This is a genomic window from Paenalcaligenes sp., from assembly GCF_030152715.1.
GTDB lineage: Bacteria > Pseudomonadota > Gammaproteobacteria > Burkholderiales > Burkholderiaceae_B > Paenalcaligenes > Paenalcaligenes hermetiae.
Genome location: NZ_JASLIX010000115.1, coordinates 1 through 25195, shown reverse-complemented (window position 1 = coordinate 25195; position 25195 = coordinate 1). Strand labels below are relative to the sequence as shown.

Sequence of the window (25195 nt, the reverse complement as noted above, 5' to 3'; positions counted from 1 at the left end):
GGGTTTGATTTGCTGATTCAGGCTTTTGCGATGGTGGCTAACTACTTCCCCGACTGGGACTTAGTCATTCTTGGTGAGGGCGAAGAGCGCGCTGCTTTACAAAAGCAGATTGATACGGCGGCTTTACAACATCGAATTCAACTTGTAGGACGGGTTGGCAATATTAAAGATTGGTATGAGCAGTCCGATATGTACGTGCTGAGTTCGCGCAGTGAAGGCTTGTCAAATACATTGCTAGAAGCGATGGCCTCTGGTTTAGCTGTGGTAGCGATGGACTGTGACACAGGGCCACGAGAAATTATTCGTGACAATATTGATGGGGTGTTGGTCAACCCGCCGGCTGATGCTGATGCCTTAGCGGCGTACTTATCTGACTTAATGGCTCGCCCTTTCAAACGAGAGGCGTTGGCACGCCGCGCTGTAGATGTAAGGGATCGGTTTTCGGTACCTATTGTGATGGCACAGTGGGAGCGACTATTACCCCGTGTGACACGAGACACTCAGGCTAAAAAAAGTCATAGGACAAGAGCATGAGGATTTTGTTTTTTGTGAGCTCAATGAACGCTGGGGGGGCTGAGCGGGTGGCAGCAAGTCTAGCGAATGCGTGGGTACAGCGTGGCGATGAGGTTTGCTTGGTGCCCACACATTTACAGACGGATAGTAGCTTTTATGCTTTAGATTCTCGGGTACAGTTTCAGCCGCTCAAGAATCACTTGAGCTGGTTCCCACCTTTTATTACACCATTACGTAAATGGCGAGCAATCAAAAAAATTCACGACACATTTAATCCCGATGTGGTGATCTCATTTTTAACCAATGTGAATGTGAATGTGTTGATGGCTTTACGTGGTGTGTCCACGCCAGTGATTGTGTGTGAGCGTACCAACCCTGTCGTTAGTCAAAGTGCAGATAAAAAACTTCAGGCCTTACGTTCTAAGCTGTATCCGCGTGCTACGCGGGTGGTAGTGCAAACACAAGATGCGGCTCAGGCTTTTACCCAGGCAGAACCTCAGTTGGGCGAGCTCGCCGTGATACCGAATCCAATTCCTCCTGATTTAGCCGCTTTGCCTTTGGCAGCAGAAGTAGAAAAAACAGATCACCCCAAACTGATTGCGATGGGACGTTTAGTACCAGCCAAACGCTTCGACCAGCTCATTCATGTGTTTGGTTTATTACAGGATGCGTTTCCTGAGTGGAGCTTGCATATTTATGGAGAAGGCCCAGAGCGAGAACGCTTGGAGCATTGTGCAGAGCTAGTCGGGGGCAAAGACCGAATCTTTTTGCATGGTAAAACGAATGAGCCATGGCAGGTCTTAGCGCAGGCTCAACTCTTTGTGTTGACGTCTGCTTACGAAGGGTTTCCTAATGTGTTGCTCGAGGCGATGACGTTAGGGTTACCTTGTGTCACAGTAGACTGTCCAAGTGGGCCTAAAGAAATCTCGAATACAGGACGCGACGCGGTGTTAGTGATGCTGGATAATGAGCAGGATCTGCGTAGAGCGCTGAGCGAATTGATGGCTGATCCGCGCTTGCGAGGGGCTCTAGGGCAGCGTGCTGCAACCTCGGTGCGCGAACGTTATGGCATGCCGGCGGTCATAGAGCAATGGGATACGATTTTTAGGCAAGCAGGCTTGATTCAACTCAAACAAGGTGAGTCATGATTGATACACAAACAGAGCAGCCTCTTTTAACCGTTGTGCATGTGATTTCTGGGTTGGGTCAGGGGGGAGCAGAGACGGTGTTATACCGTTTAGTGACTGCTCCGCAGACGCAGACGCGGCATATTGTAGTGTCCTTAGGCGATATGGATGTGTTTGGGCCGCGTTTACAGCAGGCCGGTATTGAAGTGCACGCATTAGGAATGAAAGGGCTGCGCTTTTTATCAGGGTTATATGCATTACGTCGATTGCTTAAGCGTATCCGTCCAGATGTGGTGCAAACATGGATGTACCATGCTGATTTGCTTGGGGGGGTAGTGGCTCGTAGTGTAGGTTTGCGCACGGTAGTTTGGGGGATTCGTAATTCAGGAGAAAAACTACATCAAGGCAGCTTGAAAGCTCAGGTTGTGGCATGGTTTTGTATCCGTTTATCTAAATACGTACCTGCTAGGATAGTAGCCTGTGCAGAGAACGCGGCTCGTCGTCATAAGCAATGGGGGTATGCGGCAGATAAAATGACGGTGATCCCTAATGGCTATGATTTATCCGCTTGGCAGCCAGATCCCTCTCAGGCGTTGGCTGTGCGAAAAGCGCTTGGTGTAGACGAAGAGACCGCATTATTGTTATCGGTAGCACGCTGGAATCCATTAAAAGATCATCCCAATTTATTAGCAGCATTAGCACGCTTAAAACGGCAGTCCCAGCCATGGGTAGCAGTACTTGTGGGCGAGGGCATGACCACAGACAATGCAGAGCTGATGCAGCTTATTCGCCATTTTGAGCTAGAGGAGCAGGTACGACTGATAGGACGTCGTGAAGATATTCCTGCGTGGATGGCTGCAGCTGATATTCATATTCTTTCCAGCAAAGCCGAAGGTTTTCCAAATGTGGTGTGCGAGGCCATGGTGGCGCAGGCTTTATGTGTGGTTACGGATGTGGGAGATGCCGCTAAAATCGTGGGGGATGAGGGTATTGTTGTGCCCCCACGTAATGCTGAAGCATTAGCTACAGGAATTGAAAAAGCACTACAGCAATGGCGTGACCCTAACTTAACCCAACAGTTAGAGGCGGGCTCTGCACGAATTGCGGCGCATTACAGTCTGGAGAAAATGGTACAAACGTATCAGAGTTTATGGCGCTCATTGTCATCTGAGGCCGAGAGCGTGCAAGCACCAACAGTGAGCACTACTACAGGGCCGATTTTATTATATGTAGTAAATAACCCCGCTTTCTTTTTATCGCATCGCCTTCCTTTGGCTCAAGCGGCGCAAAGTGCAGGTTTTCAGGTGCATGTGGCAACGATGAATGGGCCAGCAGTTGCTCGTATCAAAGCCCAAGGTTTTACACACCACGTGTTGCCATTAAGTCGTAGTGGAAAAAATCCCTTGAAGGAGTTGCACAGTCTTTGGGCTCTTTACCGATTATTTAAACGAGTTCGTCCTCAGGTGGTTCATGCGGTGACGATTAAGCCTGTTTTATATGGTGGGATTGCGGCGCGTTTAGCGAGGGTGCCGGGCTTTTTAGCGGCGGTATCGGGTTTGGGATATCTGTTCACGGATGAGCGAGATAGTGCAGTGAAGCGAATCGCTTTGTTTATGTATAAGCTAGCTTTAGGGCATCCTCATAGCCGTGTGGTGTTTCAAAATACCAGTGACAGAGATGTGTTACTGCAAGCTGGTGTCGTACGCTCCGAGCAAGCGGTGATGATTCGTGGTTCGGGGGTGGATTTAGATCAGTTTAGTTATCAACCCGAGCCCGATGCTCCTATTGTTGCTTTGATGGTAGCGCGCTTGCTGGCAGATAAGGGCGTCAACGAATTTATCGAGGCGGCGAAAATTAGTCAGCAACAGGGCGAGTCTGTGATTTGGCAGATTGCGGGTAGTCCAGACCCAGGTAATCCGGCTAGCTTAACGCGAGAGCAGATGACGGACTGGCATCAAGCGGGGGTCGTGCAGTGGCTGGGGGAGCAAACCGATATTGCTGGTTTATATCAACGTGCACATATTGCTGTCTTGCCATCGTACCGCGAAGGACTACCTAAATCCTTGATCGAAGCAGCTGCTTGTGGACGTGCGGTGGTGACGACGGATGTCCCGGGTTGTAGAGATGCGATCGAAGCCAATGTAACAGGGCTGCTCGTTCCACCAAAAAATGCGCAGGCAGTAGCAGACGCTGTGTTGGAGTTAGCCCATGATACGGCGAAGCGACAGGATTTTGGTCGAGCTGGACGAGACTTAGCAGAGCGAGCGTTTGATATCAACTATGTTATTGATTCGCATTTGCGGCTGTATGGCTATTTGGCTAAGTCTCGTATGCATAAGCGCCCTTAATTAAAAGGGAAGCGGTAAGTCCGATCGTAGTGAGAGTATGGCTTGTTTGAATTCGTTTTGAATACGGGCCAAAGCCACATCGTTTTCTGCTTCAAAGCGTAAGACCACGATAGGCGTTGTATTCGATGCGCGGGCTAGCCCAAAACCGTCAGCGTACTCAGCGCGGATGCCATCAATGGTAATACGCTCTAGAGCTGTAGGAAAAACAGCTTCTGCTTGCAGACGCTCCACAAAAGCATGTGGCTCGCCTTCTTTCATTTCGAGCTTGAGTTCAGGAGTGGAGTGATCCTTAGGTAGATTTTCTAATACCTGACTGGGATCATCGTAGTGGGATAAAATCTCCAGTAGACGAGCGGCCGTATAGAGCCCGTCATCAAAGCCATACCAGCGCTCTTTGAAAAAGGTGTGTCCGCTCATCTCGCCGGCTAAGGGAGCCTGGGTTTCGGCTAATTTGGCTTTAATCAACGAATGCCCTGTCTGCCACATCAAGGGCACACCGCCGGCGGCTTTAATTGCTAAAGGCACATGGCGGCTACATTTCACATCGAAAATAATGGTCTGCCCAGGGTGGCGGGTTAAAATATCTTGTGCGTAAAGAATCAGCTGGCGGTCGGGCCAAATGATCTCCCCATTGCGGGTAACCACACCCAGCCGGTCCGCATCACCATCAAAGGCCAGGCCGAGCTCTAGCTGATGGGTTTTTACGTGTTGGATGAGGTCTTGTAAATTCGCTGGGTCAGCTGGATCGGGATGGTGATTAGGAAAATTCCCATCGACTTGCTCAAATAAAATATCAGCTTGACAACCTAATGCTTCGAATAGTTGGCGTGCAACGGCCCCCCCCGCGCCATTACCGCAGTCAACGGCAATACGCATGGGACGAGCCAAAGTGACCGTTGACTGGATTTCTTCAATATAAGTGGACTGGATGGCGTGCTCTAAACGTTGTCCTGCAGGGAGCTCAGTGGGGGTGGGGGCGAGCATAAACTGATAAAGGGCCTGAATATCCGGGCCATATAGAGTTTTACCCGCTACCATCATTTTAAAGCCATTGTATTCGGGTGGGTTATGGCTGCCGGTGATGGCAACGGCCGATAAGGTGTTGAGTTTATGCGCAGCATAATACACTAAGGGAGTGGGAGCCAGTCCGATATGAATGGTGTTTACACCAGCGCGTTCAATGCCTTGCATTAGTGCTTCGGCCAGCTCAGGGCTACTGTGACGACCGTCATAGCCAACGACAATAGCGGGAACCTGTGCGCTTGCTGCTTGGGCACCTAGGGCATAACCCAGCTTAAAAGCAAAATCGGCATTTAGCTGGCTGGGTACAATACCACGAATGTCATAGGCTTTAAAAACGGAGGCGGGCAAAGCTGAGGACATAAAACACTCCCATAACAAATAACAGAAACATTGATTCTATAAGTTTTTAGATGATGTCGCTATGACACTGGGTATGGCGAAGGATATCAGGAATGGCACTAGCACAAATTACACAAATCGTAGGCGCTGATCATGTTTGGACAGGTCAGTTAATGCAACCTTTTTTAACGGATTGGCGTGGGCGCTATCAGGGGGATGCCCTCGCCGTGGTGCGCCCGGCGTCGACAGCAGAGGTCGCCGCTGTAGTTCGTTGTTGTGCGCAACATCGTCTTGCTATTGTCCCTCAGGGGGGAAACACCAGTTTATGTGGAGCGGCCACACCCAGTCAGCAGCCAGCTATTATTTTGTCGTTGCAACGATTAAATCGCATTCGCTCCATTGATGTGGATAATGACACCATGGTGGTTGAGGCGGGCTGTATCTTACAGACAGTACAAGAAGCAGCGCTTGCAGAGAACCGGTTGTTTCCGTTGCGGTTAGCGGCCGAGGGCAGCTGTACGATAGGGGGAAATCTAGCCACAAATGCAGGGGGGACACAGGTGCTGCGCTATGGAAATACTCGTGACTTGGTGCTAGGCCTAGAGGTGGTGACGCCGAGCGGTGACATTTGGCACGGTCTGCATGGTTTACGAAAAGATAATAGTGGCTACGATTTGCGTCACTTATTTATAGGTAGTGAAGGTACACTGGGAATCATTACCGCGGCGACATTAAAATTGTATCCGGTGCCGGTAGCACAATATACGGCTTTGATTGCTTTACACTCCGTTTCGGCTGCGGTGCAGTTGTTAAATCATTGTCGCCAGGGTTTTGCGGCGAGCTTAACGGGCTTTGAGCTCATGGCGCACAACTGCTTAGAGGCCGTGGTGCAGTGCTTTCCTGAGCAGCGTATCGGCTTTACGGGAGCTAGTGCTCAGGCGCCATGGTATGTGCTGCTGGAGCTATCGGATTATGAAAGCGAAAGCCATGCGCGTGAGCGCTTAGAACATATTTTAGGTCAAGCCCTTGAGCAACACATTGCTTTAGATGTGATCATGGCTGAAAACCTAACACAAAGCCAGGCGCTATGGCATTTGCGCGAAAGCATCCCCTTAGCTGAAAAAGTTTTAGGTAAAAGCATTAAGCACGATATTGGTGTACCGACCTCGCAGGTTGCTGCTTTTGTTGAGGAAACCAATGCGTTGATTCAACAAGCCTACCCTGGGGTAGAGCATGTGATTTTTGGGCATTTAGGCGATGGTAACTTGCATTACAACGTTGCTAAAGGTTCAGCTTATAGCGAAGCTGAGCTTTTGGCACTAGAGCAGCAGGTTTATCGTATTGTGTTTGATCAGCTAGCTAAATATCAAGGCACTATTAGCGCAGAGCATGGGGTAGGGCAATTAAAGCGTGATTGGTTACCACAGTATAAGGATCCGGTTGCGTTGCAGCTAATGCATCAAATTAAGCAGGCTTTGGATCCATTGAACATCATGAATCCCGGCAAAGTATTATCTCAACAAGAAAAATAGAAGTAGTATGTGTTTTTTTAATTCAGCGCTAGGTCGCTATTATAGTTTGCATAGTTTTTTGGTATTTGGCTTATGGGCGGCATTAGCGGCGTGGTGGCAACAGCAAAGCGGGGATTTAGCCCTGTCGGCGTATTTTTATGATACCGCGACACAGCAATTTCCCTATGCATTGCAACCATTTATTTATGCATTTGGTAAATATTGGATTTGGTTTTTACCTTTTGCGGGGGCGGCGGTTTGGCTGGCTTTAGCGCAATCCCAGCAAAACATAACTCGCTCACTGTACCGGCGGGTAGCAGGATTTTTTTTTAGTGCACCTTTGTTGGTGGGGGGGCTTAAGCAGTTTACGGCGATGCCGCGCCCTATGCACTTGCTAGAGTTCGGGGGCGATCGAATCATGCCATCTACGTTTTGGGCCAGTGGTTTTGCAGAGGGGGCAGGGGCGCTACCCAGTGTGCATGCCACATGTGGTTTTATTTTTATGGCTTTTTATTATATAGGCTGGGTTCGTCAAAGTACGGTGTGGCGTTGGGGTGGGTTGGCGCTGGGAGTGGCATTAGGCTTAGGGTTTGGGTTTTTACGCATCATGCAGGGCTATCATACGTTAAGCCAAGTATTGTGGGCAGGCGCAGTCGTATGGCTTTATGCAAGCCTATGGTTTTTACCATCATTAAAACAAGCGGGGTGCATATCGCTTGCCCCCCGCTGTGATCGTGGTTAGTCGCTGGTTAGGGCGGTTTGGCGTGCGATTTGAAGCGCATTTTCTAATACCGTCCTTTTGCCAATATGATTAGATAGCAGCAAAACCAATGCGGCATTCATCGCATGGCTTTGACTGGTGCTTAAGTCTTCGTGCGCCTCAATAAGTTGCGCATAAAACTCATCCACTTGCTCAATATTTAGATCAGTGTTCAGCATAGGCGTCTCCTTGGGTGTAGCCGCAGGCTCGTTTTAGGGCGGCGTTAATCTTAGCCACCGTGGGCTGTCGCCAACGTGCGCTTAGATGCTGATCAGGGCGAAATAAAAAGGCCGCACCGGACTGAGCATCATAACGCTGTTGCCATATTCCAAAATGATCATGCAATACCGTAAAGCCACTTGGTGGGATGGCGGGTGTGTTTTGAGCGGGATAAATCAACACCACTTGAAGCGTTTCGTGCTGAGCTAAAGCGCTTAGGGAGCTGAGTTGATCATCACGTGGGTTAAACATCGCTAAGGTAAAACGATGACCTAAATGTGAGAGCCACCATGTGCTTTGTGCTTGTTGACGCAAGGGCGCATCAAGAGCCGCTGCCCCCAACGGCATATTAGAGGCGAAAGTGTCTTCGTCAGGTGTTGTTAAGGGGCTTTGCGGATAGCTGCTAGGGGTAGATAAGCGTCCACTATTCACCATGCTGCGGGCAAAAGCGTGGTGCTTGGCAAGACGTAACACAGTATCGCGAAATAAGCGGCTAATCTCGCTTTTTGGGGTAATGAAATCCGTGGCGCGGCTTGAGTGCAGTAAATTTTCATCGGCAGCAGCATGGCGCTCTATACAATAACTATCTAATAATTGTTCGGGCGCGAGGCCACGCAAATATAAGTCAAGTTTCCACGCTAAATTATCGCTATCTTGAATTCCGCTATTGGCCCCACGAGCGCCAAAAGGTGATACTCGATGAGCCGCATCCCCGGCAAAAAATACGCGGCCAAACCTAAAGTTCTCCATCCGTTCGCAAGCAAAGGTGTAGATGCTGATCCATTCGAACTCAAAGTCGACATCAGCGCCGAGCAAAGCTTGTACGCGGGGACGCACATTTTGTTCTTTGACCTCTTCGATGGGATCCGCATCCCAGCCTAATTGAAAGTCAATACGCCACACGCCATCGGGTTGGCTGTGTAACAATACTGATTGGTTGGGATGAAATGGCGGATCAAACCAAAACCAGCGCTCGGCGGGATAATGCGCTTTCATACGCACATCGGCAATTAAAAACCGGTCTTGGAAAATACGCCCTTGGCTGCATTGACCTAACATGCCGCGTAAAGGTGAGCGCGCACCATCGCAGGCCAATAACCAGTCCGTTTGGATTTGATAGTGTCCATCTGGGGTTTGAATGCGGAGCGTGACCTGCTGTGGTTGGTTATCTAAAGCGATGACTTTATGTTTAACCCGAATATCCACCCCAAGTGCTTGTGCTCGCTCAAACAAGTAGCCTTCGCAGTAGTACTGTTGCAAATTGATGAAGGCTGGGCAGCGATGTAAGGGCTCAGGCAACAGATTCATGTGCCAGACCTCCTCGTCTCGGAAAAATACTTTGCCTACATTCCAAGACACCCCTTTGTTGACCATACGCTCGCCTACCCCAAGACGATCCCAGATATCGAGAGTCCGCTTGGCAAAACAAATGGCCCGCGAGCCGACAGAAAAGCGATCCCCGTCATCGACAAGCACTACCGCTTGCCCACGCTGTGCCAAATCAATAGCCAGGCTTAGCCCAACCGGGCCTGCCCCAACCACCACAATAGGATGGTATTCATCTTGTGTAGGGGTGGGGCTGGGGGGAAGGATGGTGGTTTGGTAGTTTGTCTCCTGCACCCTATTTCTCCTTGAAAAATGGTCGGTGTGGGGTATTAGTTACCCTCGAGTTCTTTCCACATTTCAATATCACGCTCGGCGGTCCAAATGCGTGGGTCCTCGTAGCCGTTAACTTCGTCATAGGCCCGCGATACATCAAAAGGCATACAGTGATCAAAAATCACCCAATCGGCGTAGCGAGGCTTCATAAAATCATAAGTTTCGCGATAAATGGTTTTTAGGTCTTTACCTGCGGCGACGCCTTGATTGACGCAGGTATACAAATCAGTCAAAAAGGCGCGCGTGCCTGCAAGTGCTTGCCGGACTTCTGTGGGGGTTTTTAAAGCTGGGCCACGGCCGGGGACCATTTTCTCGGCCTCAAACTCAGCAAGATTATCAAGCGTTTGCGGCCACTCACGGAAATAGCAATCGCCTGCATACGGCGTGGATTGGTATTCAACCAAATCGCCCGCAAAGAGAATTTTTTGTTCTGGTAACCAAGCAATGGTATCGCCTTTGGTGTGACCTCGACCCACTTGCATGATCTGGACTTCAAGATTGCCTAAGTCCACGGTCATAAAGCCATCAAAGGTCATGGTTGGCCAGGTTAAGCCTTCGGGGATAGATTCGACTGCTCTAAATAAACGCGGAAAGCGTCCGATCTCACTGGCTTTGTCTTCTTCTCCACGTTCGACAATCAAATCATAGGTATCACGACTCGCTATGATTTCTTGAGCGTTATAAGCCGAGGCCCCTAATACACGCACAGCGTGGTAGTGGGACAGCAAAATATACTTGATGGGTTTATCGGTGACTTCGCGGATGCGGCGAATAACGTCTTCTGCCATCACGGGTGTGGCTTGGGTGTCAATCACCATGACCGCCTCATCACCAATAATGACACCAGTATTTGGGTCACCTTCGGCTGTATAGGCATAGGCGTTATCGGATAGCTTTTCAAAGGAAACGACTTTGTCTTCCATGTCACCATGGGATGCAAATTGTTTAGGTGTGCTCATAATTCCTCCTAATGATTCAGGTAAATCATAGTGCCAAATTCGTTTATGTACAATGCATTTGTTATAGGTGAATACCTTAGGTGAAAAAATGCCGCGTTCTCGCGGCGTGAGCGTAGGAGTTATTTTTGGCAGAGAGGACAAAAATAGGTGGCGCGTTGGTTTTGTACGATACGCCGAATAGGGGTAGTACAAACGGGGCAGGGGGCACCGACTTTGCCATAGACTTGGGCGTGCAGATCAAAATAAGCGCCGGCTTCGCCAGAAGCATTAAGATAATCTTTTAGGGTGCTGCCCCCAGAATCCAGTGCTTGTTGTAATGTTTCCACAATCGCTGCATGTAGACGTTGAGCTTGACGTAGGCTGAGTTGGTTCGCAGCTAAGGTTGGGTCGATACGCGCTTTAAACAACGATTCCGAAGCATAGATATTGCCCACGCCGACGACAATTTGTCCAGCAAGCAGTACGCTTTTTATTGTCGCTTTTCGATTTGATAACTGTTGATGAAAGGACTCTGGGTTAAACTCAGGGCTAAATGGTTCAACGCCTAGCTTCTTTAACAGGGGGTGTTGCAAAATTGGCCCATCTTTTAGATCGTGCCAAAGCACGGCACCAAAGCGACGCGGATCATGCAGTAAAAAACGGGCATGATCAAATTGCCATTCCACATGATCGTGCTTTAGACGTGGCGCATCCAACGGCACACGGCGTAAGGAACCAGACATGCCTAAATGAATGATTTGGTAGCCATGAGCAAAGCGAATAAGCAAATATTTGCCGCGACGCTCACAGGCAAGAACGGGCTGATTATTGACTAAATCACTCATGTTAGGTGGAATAGGCCAACGCATTTTGGGCTGATAGACCACGCATTGGCGTAAAATCTGGTTGGGCATAAGCGTCGCTATTCCGCGACGTGTGGTTTCAACTTCGGGTAATTCAGGCATATTGAGGTGCTACTATCATTGACTATAAGATAGTCATATTGTGCCATTAGGCTAAATTTCATGCGCGGCTGCGCCAGGTTTGGATGAATTTAAAATCGTTATTATTTCGCACGGTTGTCTTATCTGCATTGATGGGGGGGGCTGCATGGGCTACCGATGTCATGGAGTTAAAACCCATAGAGCATATTCAGTTGCGTAGCGACGGTCTTCCTATTGTGACGCTAAGCCCTGATGTGTTGTATCGGATTTTAGTTGGCGAGGTAGCAGTGCAGCAAGGTGACTACGATACAGCAAGTCAAACCTTCTTGAGCTTGGCCAAAGATACCGCAGACCCTCGTTTTGCGCAGCGAGCCTTTCAGTTTTCTATGGCGGATAATAATCTTTCGCGAGGGATTGCTGCAGCCAAAGAATGGTCTTTATTAGCACCTAATGACCCCGAGGCTAAAGCAACTGCTCTGGCCTTGGAAGCATCTACAGGGCAAACCACAGGGTTAGCTCAAACGCTTTATCAGCGTATTGATCGGGCGGCAGATAAGGAGCAGGCGATTATTCAAGCCATGGGCATTATTAGCAAAATGGTGGATAGCCGCTTGGCCTTAGACGTTTTAGAAAAATCGCTACCAAAAAATGTAAGGCAGCTAACTATTAGTCATTTAGCTTTGTCCGATGTGGCTTGGTCTGCGCAAAACCCACAGCGGGCACTACAAGAGGCGCGTCTAGCCTTAGCGAATGAGCCAGATTCTGAGCTGGCTATGCAACGGGTACTGGAGTATGGTTTGCAAGTTGATCAACAAAAGGTCATAGAGCAAGCTAAGCAGTTTGTGCAAAACAACCCAGACTCTCGCGATTTGCCCTTATTATTGATAAATCGTCTAGTGGATTTAGGCGAATATGATCAGGCCTTGGAACAACTAGCGGTGATGCAAAAGCGCAATCCCGAGGATTTTGATTTGCAGTTTACGCAAGCCGAGATCAATATCCGTGCTGAACGCTTTGATACGGCAATTGCCTTGTTAAATGAATACATTTCTGTACAAAATCAACGTCGTCAAAGCCTTGATGATGCGACCACTACGGCGCTAAGCAGTATATCCGATGCTCGCTTGTCTTTAGTGCAGATCGCAGAAAAGCAAAATAACCTCCACGAGGCGATCCGTCAGCTAGATCTCATCGAGGAGCCGGCGCTGTTATTTCAGGTGCGAGTGCATCGCGCTGTTCTAGAAGCACGTTTGGGTAACTTAAAAAAAGCCAATCGCACATTAGATAGTTTAGGTGTGCTTAATAAGCGCGACCAGGCGGTCGTGGACTTAACACGGGCTGCCATTTTACGCGAGGCAGGGCGCACAGATCAGGCTGTTGAGGTCTTAGAGCGCTCAGATAAAGAACTACCAGACACCCCCGAGATTAAATACGATTTGGCCATGCTGTATGCCAGCCAAGGTCGCTACGAAGACCTTGAGCCGTTGTTACGTCAGGTGATTGAGCTGCAGCCATTTAATGCCAATGCTTATAATGCGCTGGGTTATACCTTTGTGGATCAAAACAAAAATCTGGATGAGGCACAGGGGCTTTTAGAGCAAGCTTTAGAGCTGGAGCCTGATAACCCTTATATTTTAGATAGTGTTGGTTGGTATCTTTATCGTGTAGGAGACTATCAAGCAGCGCTCGAATATTTAATGCGCTCTTATGAGCGACTGCCTGACCCAGAGGTAGCGGCCCATTTAGGCGAAGTGTTATGGATGAAAGGACGTCAAGACGAGGCCATCGACATTTGGCGTCAAGCCTGGGATGCAGAAAATCCAAATCACAGCTTAGAGCGAACTATGCAGCGGTTTGGGGTTAAGCCATGACACGTAGACAATATCTTAAAGTAGGGCTAGTAGCTGGAGTGGTTGTTTTGCTTAGCGCCTGTGCAGCACCCCTTCCGGTAACCACACCAACAGCGCAGGATGAGCAGTTTATACGCTCTGGGCGCTTTGCGCTTGCGGTAGATAACGCAGACGGGAGTCGCGATGCTGTCCAAGGGGGGTTCCAATGGCAAGAAAACCCTCAACGCCTTCAGTTGGACTTAACTAACCCCATGGGGACAGTGTTAGCGCGCGTAGAGGCGAGTGCGACAGGAGCGATATTGCGTTATCCGAATGGGCAGACAGAATATGCTACCTCACCAGATGCGCTGGTAGAGCAGCTTTTTGGCTATGCAATTCCTGTAGAGGGGATGCGAGATTGGCTACGAGGCCAAACCGGTTCGCGTCCTACTACGGATTTAGCCTTGCAACAACAGCAGCCTAGTTATTTCGTACAAGACGGTTGGCGAGTACGTTTACAGCGTTATGATGCACTTGGGCCCAAATTGCTACAGATGCATCGTCATCAGGCCCAGCAAAACTTATCCGTTCGTATTGTGGTTGACTACTAATATGGCTGTACTGAGTCTGGAGCGTGTGCCAGCACCGGCAAAACTGAACTTGTTTTTACATATTGTGGGGCGGCGCTCCGATGGCTATCATTTGCTCCAAAGCGTTTTTACCTTTGTGGATTTATGCGATTATCTGGACTTTCAGCGTCGCGATGATGGGGTGATTACGCGAGCAGGGCAGAGCTTAGCCGGATTAACCGAGGATGACGACTTAATCATTCAAGCAGCTCGATTATTACAGCGTGCTACAGGGACACATTTTGGTGCCACGATTGCTTGTGATAAACGAATACCTGCTGGAGCCGGCTTAGGAGGGGGCTCCAGTAATGCAGCAACCACCCTCATTGCGTTAAACCGATTATGGCAAACTGGGTTAAGTCGTACCCAGCTCATGCAGCTTGGTGTGCAACTGGGAGCGGATGTGCCGGTTTTTATTTTTGGACAGAGCGCATTTGCTCAGGGAATTGGTGAGCAATTACAGGCAATAACTCTACCCAATTTAAGTTATTTACTGATTAAGCCTGACGTTTTTGTGAGTACGCCGGCTATTTTTCAAGATCAGGGCTTGACAAGAGATTCAAAGCCCGTCATAATTACAGACTTTACAGATTCTTTAATAAGCATTGATCCACAAAAAAACCATTCAATTTTGTTTTTTGGTGAAAATGTTTTAGAAACTGTGGCATGTAAACAAGCTCCAGAAATTAAGACTTTGTTACAGGGCTTGCGTAAAAACGATTTACATGCTAGAATGACTGGGTCGGGTTCTTGTGTTTTTGTTGGGTTTAAAGACAAAGAGCAAGCCACTAGACAAAACAGTTATTTAAGCGGTATAATTTTGCACGGACAGCCAACGATGCAAATGCCCTCAGATCGATGGGTGGTAAATGGGTTAAATACTCATCCGCTGTATACTTGGTTGAAAGAATTTGGGGATTAGCCAAGCTGGTTAAGGCACCGGATTTTGATTCCGGCATGCGAAGGTTCGAATCCTTCATCCCCAGCCATACATTTACAGACCTTTAGGTCTGCGTCATAATAAAGCTGTTGAGCCACATCATCACGTTGATTGTGGTCAACGGCTTTATTTTTTCGTCACGCATCCAAATCATATCTACGTCCCTCACATCATGGCACATGACCGATTCATGATTTTCACCGGTACAGCAAACCCACGTTTGGCTGTAGATGTTGCAAATCACTTAGACATGTCTCTTGGCAAAATGACCGTAGGTCGCTTCTCTGACGGAGAAGTCATGGTCGAAATCAACGAAAACGTGCGCGGTCGCGATGTTTTTGTATTACAGCCAACCTGCGCTCCCACCAATGACAATTTAATGGAAATCATGGTAATGGTCGATGCCTTGCGTCGTGCCTCTGCCGGTCGCATTACCGCGGCGATTCCATACTTTGGTTACGCCCGCCAAGACCGTCGTCCGCGTTCTGCGCGCGTCGCCATTTCTGCTAAAGTCGTTGCAAACATGCTTCAAGTCGTAGGCGTAGATCGCGTTATGACTATGGATTTGCACGCGGATCAGATTCAAGGCTTTTTTGATATACCTGTCGATAATATTTACGCCTCCCCTATCCTTTTAGGTGATATTTGGCGCTGTAATTACAAAGACTTGGTTGTGGTCTCCCCTGATATTGGTGGGGTAGTGCGAGCTCGCGCTTTAGCTAAACAGCTAGAAGCCGACCTGGCGATTATCGATAAGCGTCGTCCTCGTGCGAATGTGTCCGAAGTCATGAACATTATTGGCGATGTCAATGGTCGTACATGTATTTTAATGGATGACATGGTGGATACGGCTGGCACACTATGTAAAGCTGCCGAGGCGCTGAAACAACGGGGTGCTGTAGCAGTTTATGCTTACTGTACTCACCCTGTTTTATCTGGCGAAGCCATTGAGCGCATCAATAACTCTGAATTGAACGAGCTGGTTGTAACGGATACCATTCCACTTTCTGCCGAAGCAAAAGCATGCAGTAAGATCCGTCAGCTTTCTTGTGCAGCACTACTGGGCGAAACCATGTTGCGCATCTCTAACGCTGAGTCTGTGAGCTCGTTATTTGTTGATTAAATTTTCTCGTTAGGTGCTGGTCGCGGCACCTGGCGTTTTTAACTGTTTGCGAAATACCGCAATTTTGGAGTTTTCCCATGAAATTCAAAGCCTTTAAGCGCGATGTACAGGGATCGAGTGCGAGCCGCCGCCTGCGTCGTGCTGGCCAAGTTCCCGCTATTGTTTATGGTGGTAACGCTGAGCCAGTCGCTATCACGCTCGACCACAACCAAATCTACCACGACTTACGTAAAGACGTTTTCCATGCTTCTATTCTAGACATGGATTTGGACGGTAAGGTCGAAAAAGTATTGCTGCGTGCTGTGCAGTGGCATGCTTACAAACCTCAGGTTTTACACGTTGATTTCCAGCGTGTACGTGCTGATCAGCCTATTACTACACGTGTACCGTTGAACTTCATCAACGGCGATGACAGCCCCGCTGTTAAGCTACATGCTCAGGTAATTAGCCAGCTTCTAGTGGATCTAGAGATCACTTGTTTGCCAGCTAACTTACCTGTTTCCATCGATGTGGACTTGGCTAACCTTGATGCGGGTGAAACCATTACCCTATCTGCGATTGAGCTGCCCGAGGGCGTCGAATACGCCGGTGCAAGCACCGATCCAGATCCTGCCCTGGCAACAGCTTTGGCCGTGGGTGGTGGTGCTGAAGAAGAAAGCGAAGACGGTGAAGATGGTGGCGAAGGCGAAGCAGCCGAAGAGCCAAGCGCAGAGTAATATTTATATTACAGCGCATTGCGTTAACGCTATGCTTGATAAAAACCCCTGCTACATAGCAGGGGTTTTTTATTGAAATGACGTAAAATCAAAGCATTTTGTCTGTGGCTGCTTTTTAGGTAGAGATATGTCTGAAGGAATACGCTTAATTGTAGGGCTGGGAAATCCAGGGGCCGAGTACGAGAAAACCCGTCATAATGCTGGGTTTTGGTTAGCCGATGCTTATGCACAAAAGTTGCATGCTAGCTTTAGCTTAGAAAAAAACATGTCTGCTTGGGTAGCCAAAGGTCGTCACAATGGGCAAGCGATTATTCTCGCCAAGCCAACGACGTTTATGAACCGATCAGGTCAGGCAGCTGGCGCACTGATGCGTTTTTATAAATTGCAGCCCGAGCAGGTATTGGTATTACACGATGAGCTTGATTTATTGCCTGGGCAGGCGAAATTAAAAAAAGGGGGTGGGCATGCTGGGCACAATGGCTTGCGTGATATTCAGCAAGTGTTTTCTAGTCCGGATTTTTGGCGTTTACGTATAGGTATTGGGCATCCGCGCTCTTTGGGTTTAGCGCAACAGGTAGCTGCTTTTGTACTAAGCGCGCCGCGCGCTCAAGAGCGTGAGGCCATAGAGGATGCACTGTGGCGTAGCGAAGCCATCCTTTCTGCTTTACTCGAGGGGGATTTTGAGCTGGCCACTCGGCAATTACATGGGGGCAATGCGTGAACACATTAAGCTTTAAGCAAGAGCTACAAGACTTTTGGTGGTTTTTACGTCAACCGCGCTTAGCCCCACGTTTTGCGCAGCAAGATCTTGGGCATGGTTGGGTAACCGATTGGACCAATGGCTTAGGGGTAAAGCGCTTATTGCAATGGGTGGCCTTTTTATGGCTTATCAATATTACTGTTTTTGGCCCCTTGGCTGCCATGGTGGCGACTTCTGCTGGCGCCGAGCATAAGCTAGATTTTGGCCGAATACCTTGGAAACAGGCCATTTTATGGGCGCCGCTCATTGAGGAAATGGTGTTTCGTTATGTGTTGCGTCGCCCCTCGCAGTTTTTTTGGTTGATTCCTGTGACGCTATGGTGCTTATTGAGCGGGCCGCAAACGGTAACGGTGACGGTAGCATTGGCTGTAGTGGTGTTGCTTATTTGGCGACCTGCTACTGCAGGCTCCCAGCCAGCCTTATGGCGTCAAATCGGTTTGGGGGCACAGTGGCCTTGGCGTTGGTACCGTTGGTATTGCCGTCGTTTTGCGTGGTTTTTTTATGGGTCTACGGTTTTATTTGCGGCGTTGCATTTATATAATTTTAAATTCGATCAGATTGAGCTTTATACGTTACCGTTACTGATTTTGCCTCAGTTTGTCACTGGGTTGGTATTGGCGTGGTTACGTGTACGACGTGGGGTTGGAGCCAGTATCATTTTGCATGCATTATTTAATGCTGGGCCGTTGTTGTTAATTATGGCCATTATGCGATTGAACCCTGATCTTGCTCATTAACTCGTTATAATATCGCTTTTCTTTTCATCTACTTTCATTTTTAGGAATGCCATGTCTCTTCAATGCGGCATTGTTGGGCTACCCAACGTAGGTAAATCCACCTTATTTAATGCGCTCACCAAAGCAGGGATTGCAGCAGAAAACTACCCTTTCTGTACGATTGAGCCAAACGTGGGGGTGGTAGAGGTACCGGATCCTCGCTTAGTGCCTCTTGCTGAAATCGTAAAGCCAGAACGTGTTTTACCTGCTGTGGTGGAATTCGTTGATATTGCAGGTTTAGTGGCAGGAGCATCTGAAGGCGAAGGTTTAGGTAATCAGTTTTTAGCTAATATTCGTGAAACCGATGCCATTGTGCATGTGGTGCGTTGTTTCGAAGATGACAATGTGGTGCACGTTTCGGGCAAGGTAGATCCTATTGCCGATATCGAGGTCATTAATACTGAACTCGCACTTGCGGATTTAGCAAGTGCTGAGCGAGCTTTGCAGCGTAACCAGCGCACCGCGCGCTCTGGTGATAAAGAGGCAATTCGTCTGTGTAACGCGTTAGAGCGTATTATTGCTGCCTTAGGCGAGGGCACTCCTGTACGGGCCTTGGATTTTGATGAGGCGGATCAGGCTGCTATCAAAACTTTTTGTTTTATTACAGCTAAGCCTGCTATGTATGTAGCTAACGTCAAAGAGGACGGCTTTGAGAATAACCCTTATTTAAAACTGGTCGAGGATTACGCTGCTAAAGAAAATGCTCCCGTTGTGGCGGTGTGTGCGGCGGTCGAAGCAGAGATTGCGCAACTCGATGATGAGGATAAGGCTGTGTTCCTTGAGGACATGGGCATGGAAGAACCAGGGCTGAATCGTGTGATTCGTGCTGGTTATACTCTGTTAGGCTTACAAACCTATTTTACAGCGGGGGTTAAAGAAGTTCGTGCATGGACTGTACCCGTTGGTGCCACAGCCCCGCAGGCAGCGGGAGTGATTCATACGGACTTTGAGCGTGGTTTTATTCGCGCGCAAACCATTGCTTACGAAGACTTTATTCAATATAAAGGTGAGCAAGGAGCCAAAGAGGCCGGTAAAATGCGTGCCGAAGGCAAAGACTACATTGTCCAAGATGGGGATGTGTTGAACTTTTTGTTTAACGTTTAGTCGCTGCTTTATCGTATCTGTTGTAAAAACCCCAAGCCATGGCAAAAGTTAGGCTTGGGGTTTTTCTATTTTTGCTTTTTATATTAGATTTTGCTAAATTAGAAAGTATGGAAACAATGAATTTGCGCGATCAAATCCAGCCGCATGCTCAACAAGCTGCGGCACTGCTTAAGGCCATCGCTCACGAGGAACGTTTACTCATCCTTTGTGCTTTAGCTCAGGGGGAAAAATCCGCTGGTGATCTTTGGCAGCAGTCGACACTGAGCCAGTCTGCGTTTTCGCAGCACTTGGCCGTGTTGCGCAAAGAACAACTGGTCACGGTGCGTAAAGAAGCCCAAACCGTATTTTATTCATTAGATCACCCCATTGTGCTGCAACTACTGCGCGTTTTGCGTCAGTCGTTGTGCTGATCATTTTTTAGGAAACACGATGAGTTTTAAAGATTTAACTGCTGGATTAAGCAAAGAAATGGCTGCGTTTGGTAAAAATCAGCCAGAGGTCATGGGACACTTTTCTAAATTAGCGCAGTCTGCATCTAAAGATGGCACACTCGATGCCAAAACCAAAGAATTCATTGCTTTGGGTATTGCGATTGCGATCCGCTGTGATGCTTGTATTGGCTTCCATGTACAAGCTTTAGTAAAACTAGGTGTTACCCGTGAAGAGTTTGACGAGGTCATCAATACAGCGGTGTACATGGGTGGTGGCCCCTCTTTAATGTACGGTATGAAAGCTCAGCAGGCGTTTAACGAATTTTCTGCTGCTTAACTGGCTACTAACGGCGTAGCTAACGCTCAAAAAGGTATCTGTGCCTTTTTGAGCGTTTTTTTATGCTTTAAATAATTTAAGGCTATGAGTACTAACCCCTATATAGTTTGTTACAAACAGATACCCATGTTATAAGTAGGGGTATACAGCAACCGGTTCGCTATTCACCTTTTATTATGGGAATACGCTATGTTGAGCTTTAGATTATCTGCTGCATTATTAGTGATGGGTATGGCATTTGGAGCCTCGGGCGCTTCGGTGCGTAATGAACCGGTGCAGCCCATTACTCCTGCCGAGATCACAGACCCTGCCAAAGTCGAATTAGGTAAAAAACTTTTTTTTGATCCTCGTTTATCAAAATCCGGTTTTATTTCCTGTAACTCCTGTCATAACCTAAGTATGGGAGGGTCGGATAATCTTAAAACTTCGATTGGGGATCGCTGGCAAGAAGGCCCTATTAACTCTCCTACTGTTTTAAATTCTAGCCTAAATATGGCCCAGTTTTGGGATGGGCGAGCTAGCACACTTAAAGAGCAAGCAGGCGGTCCGATTGCTAACCCCAAGGAAATGGCGTTTACGCATGAGCTGGCTGTAGAGGTGTTGCGTTCTATTCCACAGTATGTGGCTGAGTTTAATGCCGTTTATGGTAAAGAAGACTTTGGTATTGATGAGATTACCGATGCGATCGCTGTTTTTGAGGAAACATTAGTCACACCGGATGCTCCATTTGATTTATGGTTAAAGGGGGATGACACGGCGCTTACCGAGCAGCAGCTTGCTGGCTACCAGCTTTTCAAAAATAGTGGTTGTGTAGCGTGTCATAATGGTGTGAACCTAGGTGGAACATCTTTCCAAAAAATGGGGCTAATCGAACCGTATCAAACAACAAACCCCGCAGAGGGGCGTGCCGCAGTAACGGGTAAAGACGCAGACCGCTTCAGCTTTAAAGTTCCTACATTGCGTAATGTAGAGCTGACCTATCCTTATTTCCATGATGGGGCGGTGGACACACTCACCGAGGCAGTAGATATTATGGGGCGCTTACAGTTGGGACGTCATTTTACTGATGAGGAAAATGCGCAAATTGTTGCCTTTTTAAAATCTTTAACCGGTAAGCAGCCTGAAATCACTTTGCCGATTTTGCCACCTTCACATGAGGACACACCACGTCCTGTACCTTTTGATTAACTAAAAGCTGGGGTAACCCCAGCTTTTTTAATGGCGTAGTCGTAGTTCTGTGGGGGTGCGTTGGGGATTATGCTGGATTTGATAGCCCATCCACAGACTGCGTGCAATGCGTTGGGCAAAAGCCCAGGCGTCAGTACCAAGCGGTTTGCAGGTTTGCTGTTGGCAGGTTTGATGAAATAAATCGAGCCATTGCTCAAAACGCTCCGCTGATAGGTCTGGGATAGCAGCATGTTTCATCATGGGTGAACCAGAAAAGCGTTGGGTTTTTAATAGTAACGATGACCAAAAGTCCACCATTGTGGCCAAGTGTTTTGGCCAGTCTGAAATATGACGATTAAAAATGGGGCCCAGTTGTTCATGTTGACGAATGGCACCATAAAATTCGTTCACTAAGTTTTCGATATCAGCAATGGTATAAGCAGGTTGTGACATAAGGCTATTCAAAAATTAAGAAATAATGCTAATTAGTGTGTATCGATTTACTAAGTAAGTACAGCTTTAGTTTTAGGGATTAATTAGGTGGTTGATTTACTCAAATTCATCTAAACTAAATAGATAATGGATCTATGCGTTTAGCGGAGAAATGAATGAGTTTTGAATTCCACAGCATTACCGCAGAGTTTGCTGTTGCCCCCCAGTTACAACCTGAACACATGCAAGCGGCTGCACAGGCTGGTTTTAAAAGCGTGATTATTAATCGTCCAGATCATGAGTTGGACGCCTCACAGCCGCAGTCGGATGTGATGATTCAGGCTGCTCAAGCAGCGGGTTTAGCGGTGCAATATCAGCCTGTAGTATCTGGCTCCATTACATGGGATAACGTAGAGGAATTCAAGCAAATCTATCAAACCATGCCAAAACCAATTTTGGCTTATTGTCGTAGTGGCGCACGTTGTGCCAACCTTTATCAATTAGCACAACAAAATTGATATTCATCAATAAAGCTTGGATGCAAACTTGCTCAGTTACAAAGTAAGTATTACTCTTAACTAATCACTTCATCATTGGGGCAGACCATGTTTAAAAAAATCTTAATTCCTACCGACGGTTCTACTTTATCCGCTCAAGCCGCAAACAAAGGCGTGGCATTTGCTCGTCAGATTGGTGCTGAAATTGTAGCTTTGCACGTTACGCAGCCTTTTGCGGCTACAGTCGGTTTTGATGGGATGGCTGCAGCCTATGCTATCACAGACGAAGACTACGAAAAAACAGCCGCGCAGCAGTCTAGCAAATACATTCAAGCGGTTTTGGATCGTGCTGAAACAGCCGGGGTAAAAGCTTCCTCGCGCTCTGTCTCTAATTTTAATGTTGCTGATGCTGTGGCAAACACCGCAGCCGAGGAAGGCTGCGATTTAATCTTTATTGGCAGTCATGGTCGCAGTGGTCTTTCTCGTTTGCTGCTAGGTAGTGTGACGGCTAAAGTTCTGAACCTAGCGCCTTGCGCAGTATTGGTTTATCGCGTTAAAGACAATAGCTAATAACATATATTAGTTTTGTAATACCAAAGCCCATGCTCAGCATGGGCTTTTTCTTATTTTTAGGTTGTAATTAGTACAATAGCGGTCTTGTTTTCTACGCAAAAGAGGGCTTTATATGCTTCAAATCGCCATCGATTTTCCAGATAGTTTGATTGATATTGATCGCAAAATTACGATCAGTGGTGCTGCTGCCCATCAGTTAGTGACGGTGCAAACCATGACTGAACGCGGGGGCGGTCAGGTATGGCGTAGTCAATTGGTTTACAAGAGTGATGCGCAAGGCAAGGTAGATTTGAGCACAGCGGTTCCTGAGGGGATGGAGACGGCTTTGCCTTTGCAGTTGTTGTATGAGCAACGACCAGAAAATGCGGCCACTCAGGATGTATACCCTTTGTCTGTGCATCATGCTTTGCACACACAAATCGATGTGTCATCAGAGGGGCAACAAGCGCAAACGGTATTAACGCAGCGTTTAGCCACAGAAACAGTACAGCGGGTGGAACTAGATCAAGATGGTATAAAAGGCGTGTTTTTTGTACCCACTTTTGCGGGGGATAAGCCTGCTGTGTTAGTGTTAAAGTCGGCAGCGGAGCAGCCCGTACAAGAAGAGTTGGCGGCTTTGTATGCAGCGCGGGGTTATATGGCATTGGCCTTGGATTATGCCCATACTCCTGCTGCAGAGGCGTCTAAAGAGGACCTGGCTCTGTTTGAGTGTGCTTTGCGTTGGTTGCGTGAATCATGCAAGCCTAAGCATCAGTTTGTGGCTGTATGTGGAACAGGGCAGGGTGCGCAGTTAGCTTTATTATTAGGTGTTCGGTTTAGCCTAGAGGTATCGGCAGTGATTGCGTGGGAACCTGCTACATCACAGTTTGAGGCACAATTAATAGCGGTTGATCAGTTACAAGGACCATTATTGATGGCCTCTGGTAAGGCACATCATGGTAGTGCTTACTTTAAGCAGGTGGTAGCGCAGCTAGAGCAAAGCGGGTTTGATTATCGTGTGCAATGGTATAACTTTGAAGGGGTAGCGGCAGGTTTACAGCCCCCGCATGTCCCCGTTCGTTTACATTGCGATGTGGCGTCGCAGGTAGTGGATTTAGCTACAGCGAATAAAACGCTTTGGTTTGGAGTGATCGCTTTTTTACACCAAGCGGTGGCAGAAGCAGCGACACCAAACCAGTTACACGCTTAGTTTTGGCAGCAAGGATTCTTTGTGGGCATGTAAAGCAGCGACAACAAGCGGATGTAGGCGAAGTGTACCTGCTTGCCCATCAGGGTGTTGTGTTAAGAAATCCAAAATGCTTTGGCGCATTCTAGGCTCCCAAAATAAGCGCACATGATCAGCGATTTCCTTTTGTGCAGCTTGTTGATCGGGCTGCGCCTGAAAAAACTCACCAATGCGGTTAATCATGGGAATTAAGGGATCAACTTGCATGGTCTTCCTCCGTTAAGTATTCGGCGTGGCTATACGCGCTAAATTGTTTTTCTCTGCCAAAAGCGATTAATAATAACCCCAGCTCCTCTGCAATGTGTTTGGCATAACTAGTAGGAGCGGATACGGCAACTAAGGCGGGCACGCCTATAGCAGCAGTTTTTTGTACCATTTCAAAGCTGGCGCGGCTAGACACCACAATCAACCCCTGGTTGATCGCCAGGCTGGATTGACTAAGCAGCTGGCCAATTAGCTTATCTAAGGCATTATGTCGACCCACATCTTCGCGTACTACGTGAATGGTGCCATTTAAGTCAGCCCAGCCTGCGGCATGAGTAGCACCTGTTATTTGATGCAAGGGCTGTTTGGCGCGTAGTTGATCTAGTGCTGCAAAAACGGCGGTTGGAGAGTAGCGATGTATAGGTGGCGCTAACATAGGTAAATCGCGTTGTACCTCGCTGAGACTTTCTAAGCCGCACAACCCGCAGCCGGTGCGTCCGGCCAGTTGTCGCCGGCGTTGCTTTAGCTGATTTAAACAGGCAGAGGCGATTTCAATATCGACCACATATCCTTGTGCGTTTTGCTGGAGCGTAATGTCATAGATATCACTGGCGTGACGAATAATCCCCTCTGTAAAAGAAAAGCCAAGGGCTAGATCTTCTAGAAAGGTAGGGGTAGCAAGTAGAACGGCATGATTAATGCCGTTGTATTGCAAGGCCACGGGGATTTCCGTGGCGATAGCATCGACTTGGGTTAAGCGCTGTCCATGGCGGGGTTGCCGCCAGATGGACTGAGCTTGGTGAGCGGCCGACAGGTCTGTGTCGGCAGCGGTAAAAGTAGCGCTTATAGATGACATAGTTAATGGTTTTCGTTGAGTAACAGTTCGGCTGTATCCGTTTCGTCTTGTTGGTGAGCAGTAAGTAGCTCCTGTTGCTGTTGATGGAAATCAGACCATTGGCTTTGCCAGTTGGAATTTGGCTGTAAGACTTTTTGGACTTGTACAGCGGTCACTTTGTATTCAGGACAGTTTGTGGCCCAGTCCGAGTTATCGGTGGTGACCACGTTAGCACC

28 protein-coding genes, 1 tRNA gene and 1 pseudogene are annotated in these 25195 nt (G+C 48.0%); 21 read left to right on the top strand and 9 right to left on the bottom strand.

The genetic code is table 11. From position 1 onward, the window contains the following. From Q1V74_RS09180 to Q1V74_RS11260, 4 genes and pseudogenes are all read left to right on the top strand, one after another. Window positions 1-534: glycosyltransferase (locus Q1V74_RS09180; protein ID WP_300648339.1), on the top strand; the 534-nt coding region annotated here is incomplete at its 5' end. Then, window positions 531-1661, top strand: coding sequence for a glycosyltransferase family 4 protein (locus Q1V74_RS09175; protein ID WP_300648337.1), 1131 nt, complete (start codon window positions 531-533; stop codon window positions 1659-1661). The genes Q1V74_RS09180 and Q1V74_RS09175, both read left to right, overlap by 4 nt. Continuing rightward, a pseudogene (locus tag Q1V74_RS11265) lies at window positions 1658-2683 on the top strand (glycosyltransferase); the annotation flags it as partial. The gene Q1V74_RS09175 and the pseudogene Q1V74_RS11265, both read left to right, overlap by 4 nt. Window positions 2684-2836: 153 nt before the next feature. After that, complete coding sequence (locus Q1V74_RS11260; protein ID WP_366524672.1) at window positions 2837-3988, top strand: glycosyltransferase family 4 protein; 1152 nt, start codon at window positions 2837-2839, stop codon at window positions 3986-3988. On the opposite strand, the gene Q1V74_RS09165 is transcribed toward Q1V74_RS11260, so the two are convergent. After that, entirely contained in the window at window positions 3989-5371 is a 1383-nt protein-coding gene (locus tag Q1V74_RS09165) for a phosphomannomutase/phosphoglucomutase (protein ID WP_300648333.1), read from the bottom strand. It lies immediately after the preceding gene. 92 nt (window positions 5372-5463) lie between these two features. Between Q1V74_RS09165 and Q1V74_RS09160 the strand changes: the two genes are divergently transcribed. Together Q1V74_RS09160 and Q1V74_RS09155 are read left to right on the top strand one after the other, a co-directional pair. Next, the gene (locus tag Q1V74_RS09160; protein WP_300648331.1) at window positions 5464-6882 is read left to right on the top strand and encodes an FAD-binding oxidoreductase; all 1419 of its coding nucleotides are present in this window, start codon (window positions 5464-5466) and stop codon (window positions 6880-6882) included. Window positions 6883-6928: 46 nt separating this feature from the next. Continuing rightward, on the top strand, window positions 6929-7603 hold the full coding sequence (locus Q1V74_RS09155; RefSeq protein WP_300648329.1) for a phosphatase PAP2 family protein: 675 nt from the start codon (window positions 6929-6931) through the stop codon (window positions 7601-7603). On the opposite strand, the gene Q1V74_RS09150 is transcribed toward Q1V74_RS09155, so the two are convergent. From Q1V74_RS09150 to mutM, 4 genes are all read right to left on the bottom strand, one after another. Further along, window positions 7600-7800 carry a DUF2783 domain-containing protein gene (locus tag Q1V74_RS09150; protein ID WP_300648327.1) on the bottom strand — a complete coding sequence of 67 codons (201 nt, stop codon included), beginning with the start codon at window positions 7798-7800 and terminating at the stop codon, window positions 7600-7602. The two genes, Q1V74_RS09155 and Q1V74_RS09150, sit on opposite strands and share 4 nt — an antisense overlap. Then, the gene (locus Q1V74_RS09145) at window positions 7787-9433 is read right to left on the bottom strand and encodes an FAD-dependent oxidoreductase (protein ID WP_300648345.1); all 1647 of its coding nucleotides are present in this window, start codon (window positions 9431-9433) and stop codon (window positions 7787-7789) included. Before Q1V74_RS09145 ends, Q1V74_RS09150 begins: the two co-directional genes overlap by 14 nt. A gap of 62 nt (window positions 9434-9495) precedes the next feature. Then, complete coding sequence (locus tag Q1V74_RS09140) at window positions 9496-10458, bottom strand: MBL fold metallo-hydrolase (protein ID WP_300648325.1); 963 nt, start codon at window positions 10456-10458, stop codon at window positions 9496-9498. Window positions 10459-10577: 119 nt separating this feature from the next. Then, entirely contained in the window at window positions 10578-11402 is an 825-nt protein-coding gene (gene mutM, locus Q1V74_RS09135; protein WP_300648323.1) for a bifunctional DNA-formamidopyrimidine glycosylase/DNA-(apurinic or apyrimidinic site) lyase, read from the bottom strand. A gap of 83 nt (window positions 11403-11485) precedes the next feature. Between mutM and Q1V74_RS09130 the strand changes: the two genes are divergently transcribed. From Q1V74_RS09130 to Q1V74_RS09075, 12 genes are all read left to right on the top strand, one after another. After that, the gene (locus Q1V74_RS09130) at window positions 11486-13252 is read left to right on the top strand and encodes a tetratricopeptide repeat protein (protein ID WP_300648321.1); all 1767 of its coding nucleotides are present in this window, start codon (window positions 11486-11488) and stop codon (window positions 13250-13252) included. Then, window positions 13249-13821, top strand: a complete 573-nt coding sequence (locus tag Q1V74_RS09125) for an outer membrane lipoprotein LolB (protein WP_300648320.1) — start codon at window positions 13249-13251, stop codon at window positions 13819-13821. The genes Q1V74_RS09130 and Q1V74_RS09125 overlap by 4 nt, the downstream gene beginning before the upstream one ends. A gap of 10 nt (window positions 13822-13831) precedes the next feature. Continuing rightward, window positions 13832-14761 (top strand): 4-(cytidine 5'-diphospho)-2-C-methyl-D-erythritol kinase, encoded by a 930-nt coding sequence (gene ispE, locus Q1V74_RS09120; RefSeq protein ID WP_300648343.1) that lies wholly within the window; start codon window positions 13832-13834, stop codon window positions 14759-14761. Continuing rightward, a tRNA-Gln gene (locus tag Q1V74_RS09115) sits at window positions 14752-14828 on the top strand. The genes ispE and Q1V74_RS09115 overlap by 10 nt, the downstream gene beginning before the upstream one ends. 123 nt (window positions 14829-14951) lie before the next feature. Continuing rightward, a complete protein-coding gene (locus tag Q1V74_RS09110; protein WP_260649344.1) occupies window positions 14952-15902 on the top strand; it encodes a ribose-phosphate pyrophosphokinase in 951 nt (316 codons plus the stop codon). 77 nt (window positions 15903-15979) lie between these two features. Continuing rightward, window positions 15980-16618, top strand: coding sequence for a 50S ribosomal protein L25/general stress protein Ctc (locus Q1V74_RS09105; RefSeq protein WP_300648319.1), 639 nt, complete (start codon window positions 15980-15982; stop codon window positions 16616-16618). A gap of 127 nt (window positions 16619-16745) precedes the next feature. Then, window positions 16746-17339, top strand: a complete 594-nt coding sequence (gene pth, locus Q1V74_RS09100) for an aminoacyl-tRNA hydrolase (RefSeq protein ID WP_300648317.1) — start codon at window positions 16746-16748, stop codon at window positions 17337-17339. After that, window positions 17336-18115 carry a CPBP family intramembrane glutamic endopeptidase gene (locus Q1V74_RS09095; protein WP_300648315.1) on the top strand — a complete coding sequence of 260 codons (780 nt, stop codon included), beginning with the start codon at window positions 17336-17338 and terminating at the stop codon, window positions 18113-18115. Before pth ends, Q1V74_RS09095 begins: the two co-directional genes overlap by 4 nt. 51 nt (window positions 18116-18166) lie before the next feature. After that, window positions 18167-19258, top strand: a complete 1092-nt coding sequence (gene ychF, locus Q1V74_RS09090) for a redox-regulated ATPase YchF (protein ID WP_300648313.1) — start codon at window positions 18167-18169, stop codon at window positions 19256-19258. Between the two features lie 107 nt (window positions 19259-19365). Further along, on the top strand, window positions 19366-19668 hold the full coding sequence (locus tag Q1V74_RS09085; RefSeq protein WP_300648311.1) for a metalloregulator ArsR/SmtB family transcription factor: 303 nt from the start codon (window positions 19366-19368) through the stop codon (window positions 19666-19668). 19 nt (window positions 19669-19687) lie between these two features. Beyond that, complete coding sequence (locus Q1V74_RS09080; protein ID WP_260649338.1) at window positions 19688-20026, top strand: carboxymuconolactone decarboxylase family protein; 339 nt, start codon at window positions 19688-19690, stop codon at window positions 20024-20026. Between the two features lie 225 nt (window positions 20027-20251). Beyond that, a complete protein-coding gene (locus Q1V74_RS09075; RefSeq protein ID WP_300648341.1) occupies window positions 20252-21214 on the top strand; it encodes a cytochrome-c peroxidase in 963 nt (320 codons plus the stop codon). Window positions 21215-21241: 27 nt separating this feature from the next. Here Q1V74_RS09075 and Q1V74_RS09070 read toward each other — a convergent pair whose 3' ends face one another. Beyond that, the gene (locus Q1V74_RS09070; RefSeq protein ID WP_300648307.1) at window positions 21242-21646 is read right to left on the bottom strand and encodes a group III truncated hemoglobin; all 405 of its coding nucleotides are present in this window, start codon (window positions 21644-21646) and stop codon (window positions 21242-21244) included. 155 nt (window positions 21647-21801) lie between these two features. Between Q1V74_RS09070 and Q1V74_RS09065 the strand changes: the two genes are divergently transcribed. The 3 genes from Q1V74_RS09065 to Q1V74_RS09055 all read left to right on the top strand — a co-directional run bounded on the left by Q1V74_RS09065 (window position 21802) and on the right by Q1V74_RS09055 (window position 23884). Next, complete coding sequence (locus tag Q1V74_RS09065) at window positions 21802-22143, top strand: TIGR01244 family sulfur transferase (RefSeq protein WP_260649335.1); 342 nt, start codon at window positions 21802-21804, stop codon at window positions 22141-22143. Window positions 22144-22230: 87 nt separating this feature from the next. Further along, the gene (locus Q1V74_RS09060) at window positions 22231-22692 is read left to right on the top strand and encodes a universal stress protein (RefSeq protein WP_260649334.1); all 462 of its coding nucleotides are present in this window, start codon (window positions 22231-22233) and stop codon (window positions 22690-22692) included. Between the two features lie 115 nt (window positions 22693-22807). Further along, window positions 22808-23884, top strand: coding sequence for an acyl-CoA thioester hydrolase/BAAT C-terminal domain-containing protein (locus Q1V74_RS09055; protein WP_300648305.1), 1077 nt, complete (start codon window positions 22808-22810; stop codon window positions 23882-23884). Here the strand turns inward: Q1V74_RS09055 and Q1V74_RS09050 are convergent. From Q1V74_RS09050 to Q1V74_RS09040, 3 genes are all read right to left on the bottom strand, one after another. Further along, complete coding sequence (locus Q1V74_RS09050) at window positions 23873-24127, bottom strand: formate dehydrogenase subunit delta (RefSeq protein WP_260649332.1); 255 nt, start codon at window positions 24125-24127, stop codon at window positions 23873-23875. The genes Q1V74_RS09055 and Q1V74_RS09050 overlap by 12 nt on opposite strands. Continuing rightward, window positions 24117-24980, bottom strand: a complete 864-nt coding sequence (gene fdhD / locus Q1V74_RS09045) for a formate dehydrogenase accessory sulfurtransferase FdhD (RefSeq protein ID WP_300648302.1) — start codon at window positions 24978-24980, stop codon at window positions 24117-24119. The genes Q1V74_RS09050 and fdhD overlap by 11 nt, the downstream gene beginning before the upstream one ends. Before the next feature lie 2 nt (window positions 24981-24982). Beyond that, window positions 24983-25195 (bottom strand): hypothetical protein (locus tag Q1V74_RS09040; protein ID WP_300648300.1); only part of this gene is annotated, 213 nt, incomplete at its 5' end.